This window comes from Bacillus sp. GMa5/1 (assembly GCF_050172015.1).
GTDB classification, from domain to species: Bacteria; Bacillota; Bacilli; order Bacillales; family Bacillaceae_G; genus Bacillus_A; species Bacillus_A cereus.
Genome location: NZ_JBNLYC010000001.1, coordinates 33,276 through 52,652 on the forward strand (window position 1 = coordinate 33,276; position 19,377 = coordinate 52,652).

A 19,377-nucleotide genomic window follows, 5' to 3' on the forward strand; every position below is an offset into this window, starting at 1 on the left:
CTCTATTTTTCAGGTCTTTATATCTTCTATTTTTACACTTCTTGTAAAATGCTAAATAAACAGAAGAAAGCAGCCTACTCATGGCTGCTCAACCGTCTTGTTTTTTATATTATACCATAGCTTCTAAACAAAATCCTTCTTTTTGCTAAAAGGTTATTTTCTGACCGGGCTCAAACTCTAAATAGTGAAGTGGGTCCGTACTTAGCACACGTACAATAGAATAACATCCATGTTCCTCTTCAGAAACCATTAATTCCACACCATTTATATTTACAACTTTTTGACTTTCACATTGTGAATAATCGGCCGGATACACAAGTTGCTCTGGCATAATTGTATATAAAATCATTGTAGCATTGTCCCTTCTGTACTATCTTCCGCACGAACATCTATTAATTCGTTTAATTTTCGAATTGCATTTCCAATACCGCCGACATCATCTATAAGACCGTACTTTACTGCATCCCCACCAATTACATTCGTCCCAATATCTCGCGTTAAATTTCCTTTCGCAAACATAAGCTCTTTAAAACGATCTTCTGTTACTTTCGAGTGCTTCGTCACAAAACGAATGACTCTTTCTTGCATCTTATCCAAATACTCAAATGTTTGTGGCACACCTATGACAAGACCTGTTAAACGAATTGGATGAATTGTCATCGTCGCAGTTTCCGCAATAAACGAATAGTCAGTAGAAACAGCAATCGGTACACCGATGGAATGTCCCCCACCTAAAACTAGAGATACTGTTGGTTTTGAAAGTGAAGCTACCATTTCAGAAATTGCTAGCCCAGCTTCAACGTCACCTCCAACCGTATTTAATATTAAAAGCAAACCTTCAATTTTCGGATTTTGTTCAATCGCAACAATTTGTGGAATGATATGCTCATATTTTGTTGTTTTATTTTGCGGTGGTAATTGAACATGACCTTCCACTTGTCCGATAATCGTTAAACAATGAATACGTGATTCATTCATCTGTGGTACATTTGTCTGTCCAAGCTGTTGAATTTTTTCAACTATTGAAGCCTCTTTTCCAGCTTCTTTTGGCTCAGCTTCTTTTTCTTCATTTGTATATCGATCACGTTCTGTCATTTCGCATCCCCTTTCACTCGTATATAACTATTATTTCTTAAGTTATAAATTTCATTCGATAGGGTTAAAAAGAAAAAAGATCACCCATAAGGGTGATCTTTTTATACTTCCATAATAATCGGTAAAATCATAGGTTTTCTCTTTGTCTCTTCGTACAAGAACTGTCCTAATAATTCACGAATATTTTGTTTTAACATTGACCATTCAATTGAATATTCTTTAATTGACTGCTCAACAATCATACGTACAATCTCTGTAGATCGTTCAATTAACGCTTCTGATTCACGAACATATACGAAACCACGTGAAATGATTTCTGGACCAGAGATAATTTTCTTTTCATCTTTACCAAGCGTTACAACAACTACTAGTATTCCATCTTGAGATAACATCTTTCTATCTCGAAGAACGATATTACCAACGTCACCTACACCTAATCCATCAATTAAAACATTACCAGCTTGTACTTTACCGACTAAGTTCGCTTCATCGTCACCAAAAGCAATTACATCGCCTTTTTCTACGATAAAGATATTTTCTCTTGTAATACCTACATCTTCAGCTAAATATGCATGTGCTTTTTGCATACGGAACTCACCATGTACGGGTACAAAGTACTTTGGTTTCATTAAATTTAACATTAATTTTAACTCTTCTTGGCTACCGTGACCTGACACGTGAACTTTTCGTTCGCCGTAATAAACAACTTCAGCTCCAGCTCTAAATAACAAATCAATAATTTTTGATACAGATATTTCATTACCCGGAATTGGCGAAGCAGCAATGATAACAGTATCACCTTTACGAATTGAAATTTGTTTATGTGCTTGTTTTGCCATTCTAGATAGAGCAGCCATCGGTTCACCTTGACTACCTGTCGTTAAAATAGCTACCTTCTTCTCTGGAAAGTTGTCTACTTCTTGTAATGAAATAACCATACCTTCTGGAACATCTAAATAACCAAGACGTCTTGCAATGTCTACTACTTTCACCATACTACGTCCTACTACCGCTACTTTTCGCCCTGTTTCAGCAGCTGCATCAAATACTTGTTGAATACGATGTACATTCGATGCAAATGAAGCAACGATAATACGACCTTCTGCGCTGTAGAACACTTTAGAGATTTCTACACCAACTTCTTTTTCTGAACCTGTATAGCCTGGGCGCTCTGCGTTTGTACTATCAGATAATAAGCAAAGTACGCCTTCATTTCCGATTTGCGCCATTTTCCCAAGGTCTGCTCCACTATTTCCAATTGGAGTTTGATCGAATTTAAAGTCTCCCGTATATACGACTGCACCTTTTGATGTATGGAAACAAACGCCAACAGAATCCGGAATACTATGTGTCGTTCCGAAGAATGACACCGTTGTAGTGTTAAATTCTACTGTTGAATTTGAATCGATTGTTTTTAGGTCTACACGGCCTAACATGCCCGCTTCACCAAGTTTTTCTTGTATAAGTCCTACTGTTAATTTCGTTGCATAGACTGGAATAGATAATTTACGAAGTACATACACAATTCCACCAATATGATCTTCATGACCGTGAGTAATAAATAAACCTTTTACTCGCTCTTGATTTTCCACTAAATATGTAATATCAGGAATAACGATATCAATTCCAAACATTTCATCTCCCGGGAACATTAACCCTGCATCTACGATAAAGATTTCAGAATCAATTTCAACACAGTACATGTTTTTCCCGATTTCACCTACTCCACCAAGAGCAAATACTTTAACAGACTCATTCTCTTTTCTCTTCATGTTGTTGCCTGGTTTAAAAATCTTGCAAACACTGATTTCACTAAAATTGCAGAGACACCAGGGGAAACTCTACAACCACCATATTTTCACCGTCCAAGACGAATGTCCTTACCGTTATGCGATATCATGTCCTTGTTTATTTTTTAAACCAGGTTTCACCTCTCTTTCATTATATAAATCAAATATCTTATTCGATATGATATGAAAATTTAATTAAATTATAATTTTTCCCAATTTTGCTAAGCATACCCGTACTAAGCTACTTAGCCATATTATACCTGATACAAGAAATAGAACACAAGTTAAATCGTGCGAAAGAAAGAGTAAAAGAACGGAATGACAACAAAAGTATCGAACGTATTTCCTTTATATTTACTCCGATTTTATACTCCATATTATTTTGAAAAACTAGCCATACATACGCTAAATTCATTTCATAATAGGGAGTTTCAAGATTTATTTTTCTAGAATCCAACAAAAACACTTACAAAATGGAGTTTTTTTATGAATTACGTCACATTTGAGGGGATTTCTCTAAAAATAGACACCGTAGTTTATTACGTTTATGCCATAATATCTATCATTTTTTGACTCAGTTAAAGGGGTACAATTATTTTCTTATACACATAATGAAGAAGCGATTAATATTCTTATAAGAACACATATAAGTGAGAAAAAGAGGAAAAGATTTGCATATAATAAAAAATGACCTAGTTCTACACTAGGTCATTTTTTATTAACGAGGGATAGATTGCATTACAGATTGTAACGTTACTCTTTCTTCTTCTGTTAATGGAAGAAGTGGTAAACGTACAGAACCTACATCTAATCCAACCATTTGTAACGCTGTTTTTACTGGAGTTGGACTTGGCGCCATAAATAATGAATCAGTTACTCTTACAAGTAATTGATGTAATTTTTGTGCCTTCTTAAATTCTCCTGCTTGAAATGCTGTAATCATTTCTTGCATTTCGTTTCCGATAACATGAGAGGCTACCGAAACGATACCTTTCGCTCCAACTGCCATAGCTGGTAACGTTAAACCGTCATCACCGCTGTATACCGCAAAGTCGTCCGCTGTTTTTTCAATGATTTCTGTCATTGTTAACACATCGCCGCCGGCATCTTTAATAGCAACAATGTTTTCTATTTCTGATAAACGAACAACTGTATCAACGGAGATTTGTACAATAGATCGTCCTGGAACGTTATATAGCATAACCGGAAGCGGCGTACTTTCAGCAATTGCTTTAAAATGCTGATACATTCCTTCTTGACTCGGTTTGTTATAATACGGTGCTACTAGCATTACTGCATCCACACCAACTTCTGTTGCCTTTTTAGTTAAGTCAATAGAAGCATGCGTATTATTGCTACCTGTTCCAGCGATTACGGGCACTCTTTTATCGACAACAGATACGACATGGCGATATAACGCTACTTTCTCTTCTGAAGTTAATGTAGGAGATTCTCCTGTCGTTCCTCCTACCACGATTGCTGTTGTACCGTTATCAATTAAATAATTTACCAATTTCGTTGTCTTTGCAAAATCGATATTCCCGTTTATATCAAACGGTGTTACCATCGCGGTTGCAATTGTCCCAAAATCTATCATGGTCTCACTCCTTATTGTTCCAGTTGCTTTTCTTTTGAAAGCTCAAACGCACTATGTAATGCATTTACAGCCTCCACTAAATCAGTCTCTTTTACAAGAACCCAAATTGTTGTATGACTATCTGCCGATTGCAGGATTTGAATACCTTTTTCCGCTAAAGCTGTAACGATTTTCGCAGTAACCCCTGGGTATCCTGCCATTCCAGCCCCAACGATAGATACTTTTGCACAGTGTTCTGTCACAATTGGCTCATATCCAAGGTTCTGTAATAATTTAACTGCATGACTTGATACATTATCACTCACCGTATATGCTACGCCAGTAGGTGAAATATTAATTAAATCAACACTTATTCCTTCGTTCGCCATCTCTTTAAACACATGTTGTTGCAAATCATATGCCGTTTCTTTTGCAAGCACTTTAATTTGCGTTACGTTTGATACGTGAGCAATGCCCGTAACAGGACGTTCTTCTACATCACGACCTCTTGTAGCACCGTCATATGCTGAAATAAGCGTACCTTCACTATCAGAATACGTAGAACGTACACGAAGTGGCACTTTTGCATGCATCGCAATTTCAACTGCACGTGGATGAACGACTTTCGCACCTTGATAAGCCATGTTACAAATTTCGTTATACGTTACAGTTTGAAGATGACGTGCATCTTTTACAATACGAGGATCTGCAGTCATAACACCTTCTACATCAGTGAATATATCGATGTATTCAGCATGAAGTGCAACACCTAATGCTGAAGCTGAAGTATCACTACCTCCGCGTCCAAGTGTTGTCGTATCACCTTTTTTCGTTTGCCCTTGGAATCCTGTAACAACGATTACATCTACATTTTCTAACTCTTCATGTATACGATCGCAATTCATTTCAATAATCTTTGCATTCGTAAAGTCATCATTCGTTACAAAACCAGCTTGTGCACCATTTAATGCTGCTGCTTTTATACCGTTCTCATTCAACATATTAGAGAAAACAATTGCAGAGATTAACTCTCCACACGATAATAATAAATCTTGCTCACGTTTAGAAATAGTAGATTCCTCTTGATTTACAAGACTTAATAACGTATCCGTTGCATATGGTTCACCTTTACGGCCCATAGCAGATACGACAGTAACTACTTTATAACCAGCAGCTAATGATTTTTTTATATGATGAAGCGCATGCTTACGTCCATTATCATCACGTACTGATGTGCCACCAAATTTTTGAACAATTATTTTCATATTTTGCACCTTCTCTTAGCCGTTTACACTAATTGTAATTTTACTAAGCGCTCTGCAATTTGAACAGAATTCCATGCAGCGCCTTTTAATAAGTTATCAGATACGACCCAAAGATGGAATCCTTTATCGTTATTTAAATCTTTACGGATTCTTCCAACGAATACTTCGTTTTTACCTACTGCAGTAGCTGGCATTGGATATAACTGCTCTTCTGGATTATCTTGCAGAACAATACCTTCCGCATTTGCAAGTAAGCTCTTTAATTCTGCTACTGTTACGCCTTCTTTTTCTACTTCGATGTAAACAGACTCAGAGTGTCCTGATACAACTGGTAAACGTACACATGTTGCCGCTACTTCTAATTCAGGCATATGCATAATTTTTTTCGTTTCGTTAATCATTTTCATTTCTTCAAACGTAAATCCATTATCTTGGAATTTATCAATCTGTGGAATCGCATTAAAAGCAATTGGGAAATGCTTCTTATCACCTGATACAGGAAGAACATTTGCCTTAACTTCTTCGCCATTTAAGATTGCTTGTGATTGTTCATGCAGTTCTTCAATAGCTGCCGCACCAGCACCTGATACAGCTTGATATGTGGAAACGATTACTCGTTTTAAACCATATTGCTGACGAACTGGCTCAAGAGCTACTACCATTTGAATTGTAGAACAGTTTGGATTTGCAATAATACCATTATGTTCTTTTAAGTCGTTTTCATTTACTTCAGGTACAACAAGTGGCACGTTTTCTGTCATACGGAATGCACTTGTATTATCAACAACAATCGCACCGCGTTTTGCTGCTTCTGGCGCTAATTGTTTCGATACAGATCCACCAGCACTAAATAGTGCGATATCTACTCCTTCAAAGCTTTCAGGAGTTGCCTCTTGAACTGTAAATTCTTCGCCTTTAAATACAAGTTTCTTACCTGCAGATCGTTTAGATGAAAGTAACGTTAATTTCCCGATTGGAAATTCTCGTTTCTCTAAAGTATTTAACATTTGTTCACCAACTGCGCCGGTTGCTCCAACTACAGCGACATGAAAAGTTTTTTGCTTTTCCATCACTATGCCCCTTTCTAGATACCAATCCTTCTATAACTTAGAATCAGAAGGAGTATACAATACCCCTTCTAATCTTAATAACGTTAATTTTATCATATTCTACAGTAAGAATGATGGTTTCATCAAAAATTGTCCGTTTTTTTTCGTTTTTTAATTCATATATCTGAATTTTTCTACGACCACCGGTTGCAATTGCTTCCCTTGCAGCGCTTCTAACACTGTATCTTCCAGCAGCTCCATACGAGCTACCATTGAGTTCGGTTTTTTCTCTGGTGCATCTTGGCCGAATGGGACGAAGTAGATGTTTTTTGTTGCCATTAGGCGCATGAGATTTACTCCATTAAGCCCTAGAGCATCATTCGTCGAAACAGCCAATACGACAGGCTTGCCATTTCTTAACGTCGCTTTCGCTGCCATTAATACTGGAGAGTCTGTCATTGCATTTGCAAATTTACTCATAGAATTCCCTGTTAGTGGTGCAATTACCATACAATCTAGTGGAATTTTAGGTCCTAGTGGTTCTGCACCAACGATTGAATTAATTGCTTTAAAACCTGTTATTTCTTCAATCTTCTTAATCCACTCTGCTCCTTCTCCAAATCTAGTATTTGTTGATTGAACAGTGTAAGAAACAACAGGACGTACTTCTGCTCCCTCAGCAATTAATTTTTCTAAATGAGGCATTACTTCTTCGTACGTACAATGTGAACCTGTAAATCCGAAACCAATTCGTTTCCCCTTCAAACTCATTTCTTTTCCTCCTCCTTTGCAATTGCATCTGCTGCTAATAACTGAGAAAGAACATTTGCTAAAATTTGCCCAGCCGTTTTTGGGGCAACAATACCTGGTAATCCAGGTGCTAGCAATGCTTTGACTCCTCTTTTTTCCGCATATCTAAAGTCGGTACCGCCTGGTTTAGAAGCTAAATCAATCACTAACGTATGAGCTGGCATTTTTGCAATAACATTCGCTGTTACAACGAGATGCGGAATCGTATTAATTACAATATCGATATTTCCTACTTCTTTCTCTATGTCTTGCATATGAAAAGGAGAAAACATCATTTCTGTAATACGTGCAATATGTTCAGATCGTCTTGCTCCAACTTTGACATGGGCTCCTAATGATTGAAATGCTCTCGCAACACTCATTCCTGTTCTCCCAAATCCTAGAACCATTACATTGGACCCATGAATTGTATAGTCGGTATGTTGAATTACCATCATTAATGTACCTTCTACCGTTGGAATAGAATTGTATATTGCTACATCATCACGATCAAATAATTTAACAAGTTTTCGATTCGTAGTAGATACGAGATTTTCCAAGTAAGGTGTACCAATACCTGAATATATAGTAAAGTGTTCTGGTGTATTTTCAATTTGTTCTTTCGTTATTGAAACTTTTTCATTTGAAAAAATAGTATCTACTTCTCCTTTGGCATTTGTACCGGCAACCGGCAAAATAATTGCGTCTACAGAAGTGAAATCTAAATTTTGTATACTTTCTTTTGCTGCCCCTGTGAAACCATGATCTAACTGATCAAAACCTATCAAAGAAAGTTTCGCATCCAATTCAACTAGCTTACGAATTACTTCTAGCTGCCTTGCATCTCCTCCTATGACAGCAATATGCATCTCAGTCAACATTCCCTAATTCACCTTCTTTTTCTGTCATTTATAAGAAAAGTGCCTACTTTTTCTTTTTCCTCCACATCATATGTAATGTACGAGTTTATGGTGATTGAAAATCCAAATGCACATATGATTTATCAGGTTTCTATGTAGATACAAAAAAAGATGACCAAAATGGCCATCCTTCACTCCGAATTTGAACGATCTATACTATCACAAAGAAGCATATCGTGTCCGACTTTCTTTATTTGACTCCATGCCACTCTTACTTCTTGTGGTTCCTTTTTAAAACCTCCCCACTTCCCTACAGGTATTATAAGTGTTTGTATTTGTCCGTCTTTCTCATTAATCTCTAAATCCATATAACCTAAGGCTCCCATTTTTTCCGCTTTTTCTATATCTACAACCTCTTTACCGCTTAATTCACTTAATCGCATACTCACTCCACTCCCCTACTAAATTTTTCATTTGCATTGTCTATAATTAGTACCTATTCTATATGTATAAAAAAAATAACCTTCTCTCATTTAAAAAGAGAGAAGGTTATTTTCAGATACATCGTAAAAGTTGATTATAGTTTTATTCCTTTTGGAAGTTTTCCATCTGGACTAATTAATGCTGCAGAGAATTCATCTGTAAACATGTTACGAATTAACCCATCTACATTTTCTTTTGTTACAGTGTTTACACTTTCGATAATCTCATCAAGTGAACGATGCTTACGAAGTAGCAATTCATTTTTACCATTACGGCTCATACGACTATTCGTACTTTCTAAACTTAACATTAAGTTTCCTTTTAATTGCTCTTTACTATTAATAAGCTCTTTTTCTGTAATACCTGTATTTTTCAATGTTTCTAATGTTTCTTGCATTGTTTCATACAGTGTATCTAATTGTTGACTACCTGTTCCACCATACAGTGTTAACATACCTGTATCTTCATAAGAAGAATGGTAAGAAAATACTGAGTAAGCTAACCCACGTTGCTCACGTACTTCTTGGAATAAACGGCTACTCATACTACCGCCTAAAACGTTATTTAATACAATTAAGTTATAAATATCTTCGTGTCCCATTTGTAAGCCTTTATATCCTAAACATAAATGAGCTTGTTCTGTTTCCTTTTTACGTGCTACTTTGTTAAAATGGAAAATTGGACTATGTACTTGTTCACGGTTTGTTGTTCCTTCATAACTACCGAAATATTGCTCTACCGTTTGTAAGAAGGCTTCATCAATATTTCCTGCAACTGAAACAACTACATTTTCAGGTGTATAATGATCCTTAATATATTGGCGTAGCGTATCACCTGTAAACGTATCAAGTGTTTCTTCTGTTCCTAAAATAGGATATCCAAGCGGATGCGTTTCATATGTTGCTTTCGTTAACATATCATGCACAATATCGTCTGGAGCATCTTCGTACATTTTAATTTCTTCACATACGACATTCTTCTCTTTTTTCAATTCTTCTTCATCAAATGTTGAATTAAAGAACATGTCAGCTAATACATCTAAAGCATATTTAGCATGTTCATCTAGCACTTTTGCATAGTAACAAGTGTACTCTTTTGAAGTAAAAGCATTCACTTGCCCACCAATACTATCAAATGATTCTGCAATTTCGCGTGCACTACGTGTTTCTGTCCCTTTAAAGAACATATGCTCTAAAAAGTGAGAAATCCCGTTATTTTTTTCATTTTCATTTCTTGATCCCGCATGGATCCAAATACCAATCGCAACCGATCTTACAGTTGGTATATTCTCCATAACTATTCTTACACCATTTTTACAAGTATATTTTTTAATCAAAAACTTTCCTCCTACTGCCAGTTTCTCTAAATAAGTGCTATTATTTAATGATAACAAGTTTAAGGATGAATGTCATGCAAATGTATTTAATCCACACGTTTTTCATCCAGTAATTCTGTTATATTCCCTACTTTATATCCTTGTTCCTTCAATTTTTTAATCATTGTATCTAATGCTTCTGCCGTTGACGAAGTAGGATGCATTAATACGATAGCACCTGGGTGTATTTTTCTCATTACTCTCTGCAATAGTACATCTGGCTCAGGTCGCTTCCAATCGATTGTATCGACAGTCCACATAATCGTTCCCATTTGGAAATCATCAGCGATTTTCACGACTTCATCCCGAAAACTTCCACTCGGCGGGGCAAACCATCTCACCTTTTGATTCGTAGCAGCTTCAATCATTCGATTTGTTTTTTGTAACTGCTCTCGTATTTCATCAGACGATAGCGTTTTCATATTAGGGTGCGTATAAGAATGATTTCCGACTTCTTGATTTGCATCGACAATCATTTTTGCAAATCGTAAATTTTCTTTCACCCAACGTCCTTCTAAAAAGAAAGTCGCCTTCACATCATGCTTTTTCAATATTTCTAATATACGAGGCAAATACTCGTTTCCCCATGCCACATTTATTGTTAATCCCACCATCTTTTTATTCGGATGCCCCCTATAAATTGGAGCAGGTGATAAATCTTCTAAGTGGACACTCGGTGATACTTCCTTAAATTCAAGGTGTTTTTGATCAAATTCCTTTAGCTTCTTCATATTGTTATAGGATGCTTCCATATCAACTTGTCTTCCATTATATCCTGGTGTTGCTTTCCATATCTTATCAATCATCGCATTTTGAGGTGCAATCTCATATTGTTTTGCATGCTTTTGAATTTCTTCATATAAGTTATCCTGTGCAAAAACAGAATAAGAGCCTAAACTGACATATAAAGAAAATATACATATGTATGCCAATATACGAACTTTCATATAAACCCTCCCAAATTAACTATATAAAAAAACATTTTTCTTCTTATCTTTGTTAATTTGAGCGTTATAATGAAAACTATACCTATACTGACATAAAAATATATATAAATCATATTTTTACATAACAAAAAAAGCCAGTTAAACTGGCTTTCGCTTATTGCTGCTCTTGTTTGTTTTCTTCTTTAGCAGCTTCTTTTTCTTGCTCTTCTTTTAGCAATACTTTTCTAGATAGATTAACACGACCTTGCTTGTCAATCTCGATAACTTTAACCGTAATTACGTCACCGATTTTTACAACGTCTTCTACTTTACCTACACGCTCAAGTGCAAGTTCAGAAATGTGAACTAATCCATCTTTACCGCTGAATAATTCAACGAAAGCACCGAATTTCTCAACACGTTTCACTTTTCCTTCGTAGATTTCACCTACTTGTACTTCGCGAACGATATCTTCGATAATTTTCTTAGCTTTGTCGTTCATTTCTTGGTTTATTGAAGAAATGAATACTGTGCCATCTTGCTCGATGTCAATTTTAACGCCAGTTTCTTCAATAATTTTATTGATTTGTTTACCGCTCGGTCCGATAACGTCACGGATTTTATCTGGATTAATTGTCATTGTAATAATCTTTGGAGCGTACGCTGATAATTCAGTGCGTGGCTCTGGAATAACAGATAACATATGATTTAGAATGTGCACACGACCAACTTTCGCTTGTTGTAATGCCTCTTCTAAAATCTCACGAGATAGACCATCGATTTTAATGTCCATTTGTAGTGCAGTTACACCTTGTGCTGTACCTGCTACTTTAAAGTCCATATCACCTAAATGATCTTCCATACCTTGAATATCAGATAAAATTGTGTAATGCTCACCAGTTTTAACTAGACCCATTGCAATACCTGCAACTGGAGCTTTAAGTGGAACACCAGCATCCATCATTGCTAAAGTACTACCACAAATACTTGCTTGTGAAGTAGAACCATTTGATTCTAAAACTTCAGATACAAGACGTACTGTGTATGGGAAATCTTTTTCAGATGGAATTACAGGCTCAAGTGCGCGTTCTCCTAGTGCACCGTGACCGATTTCACGACGACCTGGTCCACGCATTGGTCTAGTTTCACCAACACTAAATGATGGGAAATTGTAATGGTGCATAAAGCGTTTTGATTCTTCTACACCAAGACCATCTAAAATTTGCACATCGCCTAATGCACCTAATGTACAAATACTTAATGCTTGTGTTTGTCCACGAGTGAACAAACCAGAACCGTGTGTACGAGATAAAATGCCAACCTCTGATGCTAATGGACGGATTTCGTCACCTTTACGGCCATCTGGGCGGATTTTTTCAACTGTAATAAGACGACGTACTTCTTCTTTTACAATTTTATATAAAATCTCATTTACTTGTCCTAATGTATCAGCGTCAGCTTCCTGCGCTTCGTAATGCTCAATAACACGCTTTTTCACTTCGTTAATTGCATCTTCACGTGCATGTTTCTCATGTACTTGAATTGCTGAATGCATATCTTCTTCAGCCATTTCACGTACAGCTTGGTTAAGATCAGCGTCAACTTCATAAAGTTTCACTTCTGATTTCTCTTTACCTACAGCTTGTACAATCTCTTCTTGGAATGCAATTAGACGTTTAATTTCGTCATGACCAAACATAATTGCTTCTAACATTGTTTCCTCAGGCACTTGATCTGCTCCTGCTTCAACCATGTTAATTGCATCTTTCGTACCAGCTACAACAAGGTGAATATCACTTTGTTCTTGCTGTTCTACTGTTGGGTTGATAACGAATTCGCCGTTAATACGACCAACTGTTGCACCCGCGATTGGACCTTCAAATGGAATATCTGAAATCGATAACGCTAATGAAGAACCAAGCATAGCTGCCATTTCAGAAGAACAATCTTGATCAACACTCATTACGATGCTGACAACTTGTACTTCGTTACGGAAACCATCTGCGAAAAGTGGACGGATTGGACGGTCGATTAAACGACTTGCCAAAATTGCTTTTTCACTTGGACGACCTTCACGTTTAATGAAACCGCCAGGAATTTTTCCGACTGCATATAAACGCTCTTCATAGTTTACTGTAAGTGGGAAGAAATCTACATTTTTTGCTTCTTTTGATGCAGTTGCTGTAGATAGAACCGCTGTATCGCCATATCTTACTAATACTGCTCCGTTCGCTTGTTTTGCAAGCTGACCAGTTTCAACTGTTAGCTGGCGACCAGCTAAATCTATCGAGAAGACTTGCTTTTCTTGACTCATTTAAGTACCCCTCTCAATTTAAAGTATTCAATTCTTCTATGTAAATGGATAGTATATCACAATATTCTACCTCTAGTATTGCCTAAAATTAAGTAAGCTATAAAGCGTAGAAGATATATTTTTACCTAACAAAAAAGCGGGAATATTCCCGCTTCTTTGACTATCGACGTAAGCCAAGCTTTGTGATTAATTCACGGTAACGTGTGATATCGCTATTACGAAGGTAAGTTAGTAAGTTACGACGTTTACCAACCATCTTTAATAGACCACGACGTGAATGATGATCTTTCTTGTGAGTACGTAAGTGCTCGTTTAGAGTGTTAATTTGCTCCGTTAGGACAGCAATTTGAACCTCTGGAGAACCAGTATCAGTCTCATGAGTTCTAAATTGTGCAATGATTTCATTTTTACGCTCTTGTGTTAAAGCCATCCTATTTCACCTCCTATTAATTAAACCCCCAATTACCTAGCAAGCGTCGGTGAGTCGCAATGCCAAGCAATGGTTGTCATAAAGTACATAACATAGAATACTACTTTTCATTTGAAAAAGCAAGTATATTCTTTTCGCTCACAAAATATTCTTGGGCTGTTTTCTTATCTTTTGCGATTTGTTCAACTAACTCATCAATACCGTTGAATTTCTTTTCTGCTCTTATACGCATATGCCACTCTACTGTAACATTTTGATCGTATATATCTTTGTTAAATTCAAATAAATGCACTTCAATTGATAATTGACGCTCATCTTCTTTAAAAGTCGGTTTATATCCAATATTACATACACCATCGTACCATTCACCGTGAACTTTTAATCTCACTGCATAAACACCTACAGGTGGCAATAAATACTCATCACTTAAACCTACATTAGCTGTTGGAAAACCAATTTGACGTCCACGTTTGTCGCCGTGTATAACTGTTCCCGCTACAGTATAGGCTCTACCTAAAATAGATGGAATTTGCTCCATTTCGCCATTTCGAATTAACTTTCGTAATGCTGTAGAACTTACTTTCTCTTCTTGAAATTCAACTTTTTCAATCACAGTCTGTGTAAACTCCCCTCTTGCATGAAATGGTAAAGTCTCCATCTTTCCTTTTCCTAAACGTCCATATGAATAATCAAACCCTGCTACTACATGCTTTACATTTAAACCAATAATATAATCATCTACAAATTGTTGCGGTAATAACCCTGCAAATGATTCATCAAATTTAATTACATATAATATATCGATTCCTAAGCTTTCGACTATTTTTTCTTTATCGCGCATCGGTGTAATATACTCCACATGCGCATCCTTTTTTCCTAAAACAACAGATGGATGAGGATGAAATGTCATAACTGCACTTTTATATCCTCGGTCGTCCGCTATTTTTTTCGCAGTTCGAATTACACATTGATGTCCTAAATGAATGCCATCAAAAAATCCTAATGCCATTACAGTAGGTGGTAATTCTAATTTATTTTGTTCATGTGGATGAGTTAAATGAATAAGTTTCACGCTTGAATTCACCTTTTTCTGTAATAATCCTTCCAATAATTCATTATAGCTTTAGTTCTTGATTATTCACAAGTACTTTCATCGGCTTTAACATACCAGGATGTTTCGGATGATGTTCATAAATTGCTAAGCAACGATCATTTTTATCAAACACTGTAATAAATGGTGCTGTTATTTCTAATTCATTTTTTAAGAACATACCATTCTTTATTTTCTCTGCTTGCTTTTCATCTACAACCATTTTTGGAAACTTACTTAATGCTTCATCAATTGAAATGAAGATAGACTCTACTGTTCCATTTTGCACGTTTTCTTCAATTTCTTCAAATGATATGCAATCTTCTAATAAAAATTCACCAGATGCCGTTCTTATAAGGTGCGACATATGTGATGGGAAACCAAGTTTTTCCCCGATCATTACAGCTAACGTTCTTACATATGTTCCTTTACTACACGTTACACGGAAACGGAATGAAATATTTTCTCCTTCAAAAACTTCACGATCATCAAGTAATATGAATTCATGAATTGTAATTGTACGAACTGGACGTTCCACCTCTTGCCCTGCTCTTGCATATTCGTATAATTTTTTCCCGTTTACTTTTACAGCCGAGAACATTGGTGGCATTTGTTCAATCGTGCCTGTTAATTCCGCAAGGACTTTCTCTACTTCCTTACGAGTAATAGTACGATCTACATTTTTCGTTTCAACAACCTCACCAGAAGCATCTTCAGTTGTCGTTGAAAACCCTAATGTTACTTCACCTTCATATGTTTTCGTTTCACTTGTTAAAAATTGTGCAATTTTCGTTGCTCTTCCAACGCAAATTGGTAATACTCCTGTTACATCAGGGTCTAATGTTCCCGTATGACCAATTCTCTTTTCTCGCAATATCTTTCTTAATTTAAATACACAATCATGTGATGTCATGCCTTTTGGCTTATGTAATAATACTACACCTTCCATATATGTTCACCTCATCATAATTCTCTCGTAGTAAATATCCAAAACTTATTTTGCATTGAAAAAATGGATAGACAAATGTCTATCCATTATTCTTCACGTTTACCGTCTTTATTAATTTCATGTAAAAGTGTATCAATTCGATGACCATATCCGATAGACTCATCAAACTCAAAGGTAATTTCTGGTGTTTTACGAAGACGAATACGTTGGCCAATTTCTGAACGAATAAAGCCTTTTGCCTTCGCTAAACCTTTTAAAGTATTTTCTTTCTGTTCTTCATCACCTAAAACAGAAATATATACTTTAGCAATTTGTAAATCACCACTCACTTGTACATCAGTTACTGTAACAAATCCAATACGTGGGTCTTTAATTTTACGACTGATAATGTCGCCTAATTCTTTTTTCATTTGCTCGCCCACACGGTTCGCACGTAATTTCATAACTCTTCACCTCATTCAATACCATTCCAAATGTGTTATTGTACGTTCAATTTCAGGAAATGAATCGATGTACTCAAGTACACGATTCATTTCTTTCTCACAGATAACACGATTTGAGGATACGGAAACAACTGCAATTTCTGTACGTTGCCATACATCTTGGTGCCCAACTTCAGAAACAGCTACATTATAGCGCTGTTTTACACGAGTTAACACACGTTGTAAAATTGCACGTTTCTCTTTTAAAGAATGCACATCGTAAATCATACACTCGAATGAGAGTGAAGCGATAATCATCGCTTCACTTCTTCCATAATGTACGCTTCAATGATGTCCCCTTCTTTAAGATCATTATATCTCTCAATTGTAATACCACACTCATAGTTTTGTGCAACTTCTTTTACGTCGTCTTTGAAACGTTTTAACGTATCAAGTTGTCCTTCGAAAATTACTACGCCGTCACGGATAATACGTACGCCACTATCACGCGTAATTTTACCGTCTGTTACGTAACAACCTGCGATTGTTCCAACTTTTGTTACTTTAAACGTTTGACGAACTTCTGCTTGACCGATTACTTTTTCTTCGAATTCTGGATCAAGCATACCTTGCATAGCTGCTTCAATCTCTTCGATTACTTTATAAATAATACGGTGTAAACGAATATCAACGTTCTCTAATTCAGCTGTACGCTTCGCGTTCACATCTGGACGTACGTTAAATCCAATTACAATTGCATTAGATGCAGAAGCTAAAATGATATCAGATTCTGTAATCGCACCTACACCAGTGTGAATGATTTTAACTTTTACGCCTTCAACATCAATTTTACGAAGTGATGCTGCCATCGCTTCAACAGAACCTTGTACGTCTGCTTTTACGATTAAGTTAATTTCTTTTACATCGCCCTCTTGGATTTGTTGGAATAAATCTTCAAGGCTTAATTTAGATTTCTCACCACGTTGTGCAACTAACGCTTCTTGTGCACGTGATTCACCAATTTGACGAGCTTTCTTCTCATCAGCAAATGCCATGAAACGATCTCCAGCCTGTGGTACTTCGTTTAAACCAGTAATTTCAACAGGGGTTGATGGACCAGCAACTTTTACACGACGACCAATATCACTTACCATTGCACGAACACGTCCGAATGAAGTTCCAACAACGATTGGATCTCCAACTCGAAGCGTACCATTTTGAACAAGTAATGTCGCGATAGTTCCTTTACCTTTATCAAGCTGTGCTTCGATTACTGTACCAGTTGCATAGCGGTTTGGATTTGCTTTATATTCTTCTACTTCACTTACAAGAAGGATCATTTCTAGTAAGTTGTCAATGCCTTCGCCTTGAATTGCAGAAATTGGTACGAAAATAGTATCTCCGCCCCAAGCTTCTGGAACTAATTCATATTCAGTTAGTTCTTGCATTACGCGATCAGGGTTTGCAGCTGGTTTATCCATTTTATTCACAGCAACAATAATTGGTACTCCTGCTGCCTTCGCATGGTTAATTGCTTCAACCGTTTGTGGCATAACACCGTCATCCGCTGCAACAACAAGGATTGTAATATCCGTTACTTGTGCCCCACGAGCACGCATCGTTGTAAATGCTGCGTGACCAGGTGTATCTAAGAATGTAATCTTCTTATCGTTTACTTCAACTTGATATGCACCGATATGCTGAGTAATTCCACCCGCTTCGCCTGCAGTTACTTTTGAGTTACGAATAGAATCCAGTAATGTTGTTTTACCATGGTCAACGTGTCCCATGATTGTAACTACAGCTGGACGTTCTTTTAAGTTCTCTTCATCATCTTGCTCATCAATGAATGTTTCAAACTCAGTCTCGCTTACAATTACTTCTTCTTCTACTTCAATACCGTAGTCGTTAGCAATTAACTCAATTGTATCTTTATCCAAGTCTTGGTTAATTGTTGCCATAATTCCAAGCATGAAGAGCTTCTTAATAATTTCAGATGGCTCTTTGCTTAATTTTTTAGCAAGATCTCCTACTGTAAGGCTTCCAGAGAAAGTAATTTTATCTGGTGTTTCTACAATTTGAGTTTGTTGTCTACCAGCAAAGTTCTCTTGACGTTTGTCTTCGTTTCCTTTGCCTTTTTTCTTTTTCTTATTGCTGTTCTTTTTACTGCGAACAACTTTTTCTTCTACTTCAAACTCATCTGCAACAGAAGGTTTTTCAGTTTGATATTCATTATCTAATTTATTTACTACTTCATCGTCTAACATTGTCATATGATTCGAAACCTCGATATTCATTTCTTTTAGTTTTGTCATAAGATCTTTACTTGAGATATTATGTTTTTTTGCATATTCATGCACTCGAATTTTACTCATACCTTCACCCCCGGTAATTTGTATCGAGCATGCTACGCAGCTTTTTCGCAAAGCCTACATCTAACACAGCTACAACGACTCGCTCATCTCTCCCAATCGCATGCCCTAATTGTTGTCGATTTTCGACCTTTCTCATTGGTACGTTGTAGTACTTAGTTTTATCTGTGATGCGTTTTGTAGTATTTACTGACGCATCTTCAGATAGCAATACAAGTTTTGCTTTGCCACTTCGTACTTCTTTTAAAACGAGTTCTTCACCCGAAATAATTTTCCGAGCCCGGTTTGCTAGTCCTAAAAACGATTTCCAATCGGACACTTATTTCGACTCCTTCTCAACAAGCTCAAGAAGCTCTTCATATAAAGAACCGTCGATTTTCGCTTTTAGATGATGTTCCAAAACATTTTTCTTTTGAGCTTGAAGAATGCTCTCCTTGTCCTTCGACAAGTAAGCACCTCGTCCTGATTTTTTCCCAGTTAAATCAATGGACACTTCTCCCTCTTTGGAACGAACAATGCGAACGAGCTCTCGTTTTGATTTCATTTCTTGCGTTGCAACACATTTTCGTAACGGAACTTTTCGATTGCTCAT

General features: G+C 36.6%; 20 protein-coding genes. All 20 read right to left on the reverse strand.

The genetic code is table 11. The features are described from left to right. Positions 1–145 precede the first annotated feature (145 nt). The gene (locus ACQGSG_RS00145; RefSeq protein ID WP_000605020.1) at positions 146–349 is read right to left on the reverse strand and encodes a YlzJ-like family protein; all 204 of its coding nucleotides are present in this window, start codon (positions 347–349) and stop codon (positions 146–148) included. After that, the gene (gene tepA / locus ACQGSG_RS00150) at positions 346–1,095 is read right to left on the reverse strand and encodes a translocation-enhancing protein TepA (RefSeq protein WP_000139806.1); all 750 of its coding nucleotides are present in this window, start codon (positions 1,093–1,095) and stop codon (positions 346–348) included. Before tepA ends, ACQGSG_RS00145 begins: the two co-directional genes overlap by 4 nt. Before the next feature lie 101 nt (positions 1,096–1,196). Then, a complete protein-coding gene (locus ACQGSG_RS00155; RefSeq protein ID WP_000823098.1) occupies positions 1,197–2,867 on the reverse strand; it encodes a ribonuclease J in 1,671 nt (556 codons plus the stop codon). A 736-nt stretch (positions 2,868–3,603) separates the two neighbouring features. After that, positions 3,604–4,482: a 4-hydroxy-tetrahydrodipicolinate synthase gene (dapA, locus tag ACQGSG_RS00160; protein WP_000564763.1), complete on the reverse strand. Its 879-nt coding sequence runs from the start codon at positions 4,480–4,482 to the stop codon at positions 3,604–3,606. Positions 4,483–4,493: 11 nt separating this feature from the next. Next, the gene (gene dapG, locus ACQGSG_RS00165) at positions 4,494–5,726 is read right to left on the reverse strand and encodes an aspartate kinase (protein ID WP_000692451.1); all 1,233 of its coding nucleotides are present in this window, start codon (positions 5,724–5,726) and stop codon (positions 4,494–4,496) included. A gap of 23 nt (positions 5,727–5,749) precedes the next feature. After that, positions 5,750–6,796 (reverse strand): aspartate-semialdehyde dehydrogenase, encoded by a 1,047-nt coding sequence (asd, locus tag ACQGSG_RS00170; RefSeq protein ID WP_000414846.1) that lies wholly within the window; start codon positions 6,794–6,796, stop codon positions 5,750–5,752. A gap of 150 nt (positions 6,797–6,946) precedes the next feature. Continuing rightward, on the reverse strand, positions 6,947–7,546 hold the full coding sequence (gene dpaB, locus ACQGSG_RS00175) for a dipicolinate synthase subunit B (protein WP_000053596.1): 600 nt from the start codon (positions 7,544–7,546) through the stop codon (positions 6,947–6,949). Beyond that, the gene (gene dpaA / locus ACQGSG_RS00180) at positions 7,543–8,445 is read right to left on the reverse strand and encodes a dipicolinic acid synthetase subunit A (protein ID WP_000954735.1); all 903 of its coding nucleotides are present in this window, start codon (positions 8,443–8,445) and stop codon (positions 7,543–7,545) included. Before dpaA ends, dpaB begins: the two co-directional genes overlap by 4 nt. Positions 8,446–8,615: 170 nt before the next feature. Continuing rightward, positions 8,616–8,867: a YlmC/YmxH family sporulation protein gene (locus ACQGSG_RS00185; RefSeq protein WP_001239756.1), complete on the reverse strand. Its 252-nt coding sequence runs from the start codon at positions 8,865–8,867 to the stop codon at positions 8,616–8,618. A gap of 134 nt (positions 8,868–9,001) precedes the next feature. Further along, positions 9,002–10,243: a M16 family metallopeptidase gene (locus tag ACQGSG_RS00190; RefSeq protein WP_000592989.1), complete on the reverse strand. Its 1,242-nt coding sequence runs from the start codon at positions 10,241–10,243 to the stop codon at positions 9,002–9,004. Positions 10,244–10,329: 86 nt separating this feature from the next. Next, entirely contained in the window at positions 10,330–11,229 is a 900-nt protein-coding gene (locus ACQGSG_RS00195) for a polysaccharide deacetylase family protein (RefSeq protein ID WP_000868232.1), read from the reverse strand. Positions 11,230–11,383: 154 nt separating this feature from the next. Next, positions 11,384–13,522, reverse strand: a complete 2,139-nt coding sequence (pnp, locus tag ACQGSG_RS00200) for a polyribonucleotide nucleotidyltransferase (RefSeq protein ID WP_000076737.1) — start codon at positions 13,520–13,522, stop codon at positions 11,384–11,386. Between the two features lie 160 nt (positions 13,523–13,682). Continuing rightward, positions 13,683–13,952, reverse strand: coding sequence for a 30S ribosomal protein S15 (gene rpsO, locus ACQGSG_RS00205; protein ID WP_001229392.1), 270 nt, complete (start codon positions 13,950–13,952; stop codon positions 13,683–13,685). Between the two features lie 100 nt (positions 13,953–14,052). Then, complete coding sequence (gene ribF / locus ACQGSG_RS00210; RefSeq protein ID WP_000766704.1) at positions 14,053–15,024, reverse strand: bifunctional riboflavin kinase/FAD synthetase; 972 nt, start codon at positions 15,022–15,024, stop codon at positions 14,053–14,055. A gap of 43 nt (positions 15,025–15,067) precedes the next feature. Continuing rightward, a complete protein-coding gene (gene truB / locus ACQGSG_RS00215; protein WP_000399348.1) occupies positions 15,068–15,991 on the reverse strand; it encodes a tRNA pseudouridine(55) synthase TruB in 924 nt (307 codons plus the stop codon). Positions 15,992–16,077: 86 nt separating this feature from the next. Further along, a complete protein-coding gene (gene rbfA, locus ACQGSG_RS00220) occupies positions 16,078–16,434 on the reverse strand; it encodes a 30S ribosome-binding factor RbfA (protein ID WP_000776437.1) in 357 nt (118 codons plus the stop codon). Positions 16,435–16,449: 15 nt separating this feature from the next. Further along, positions 16,450–16,731, reverse strand: coding sequence for a DUF503 domain-containing protein (locus ACQGSG_RS00225; RefSeq protein WP_000582367.1), 282 nt, complete (start codon positions 16,729–16,731; stop codon positions 16,450–16,452). Continuing rightward, on the reverse strand, positions 16,728–18,788 hold the full coding sequence (gene infB, locus ACQGSG_RS00230) for a translation initiation factor IF-2 (RefSeq protein ID WP_000036343.1): 2,061 nt from the start codon (positions 18,786–18,788) through the stop codon (positions 16,728–16,730). Before infB ends, ACQGSG_RS00225 begins: the two co-directional genes overlap by 4 nt. Positions 18,789–18,792: 4 nt before the next feature. Beyond that, positions 18,793–19,104, reverse strand: coding sequence for a YlxQ family RNA-binding protein (locus ACQGSG_RS00235; protein ID WP_098605490.1), 312 nt, complete (start codon positions 19,102–19,104; stop codon positions 18,793–18,795). After that, positions 19,105–19,377 carry an RNase P modulator RnpM gene (rnpM, locus tag ACQGSG_RS00240; protein ID WP_000071127.1) on the reverse strand — a complete coding sequence of 91 codons (273 nt, stop codon included), beginning with the start codon at positions 19,375–19,377 and terminating at the stop codon, positions 19,105–19,107.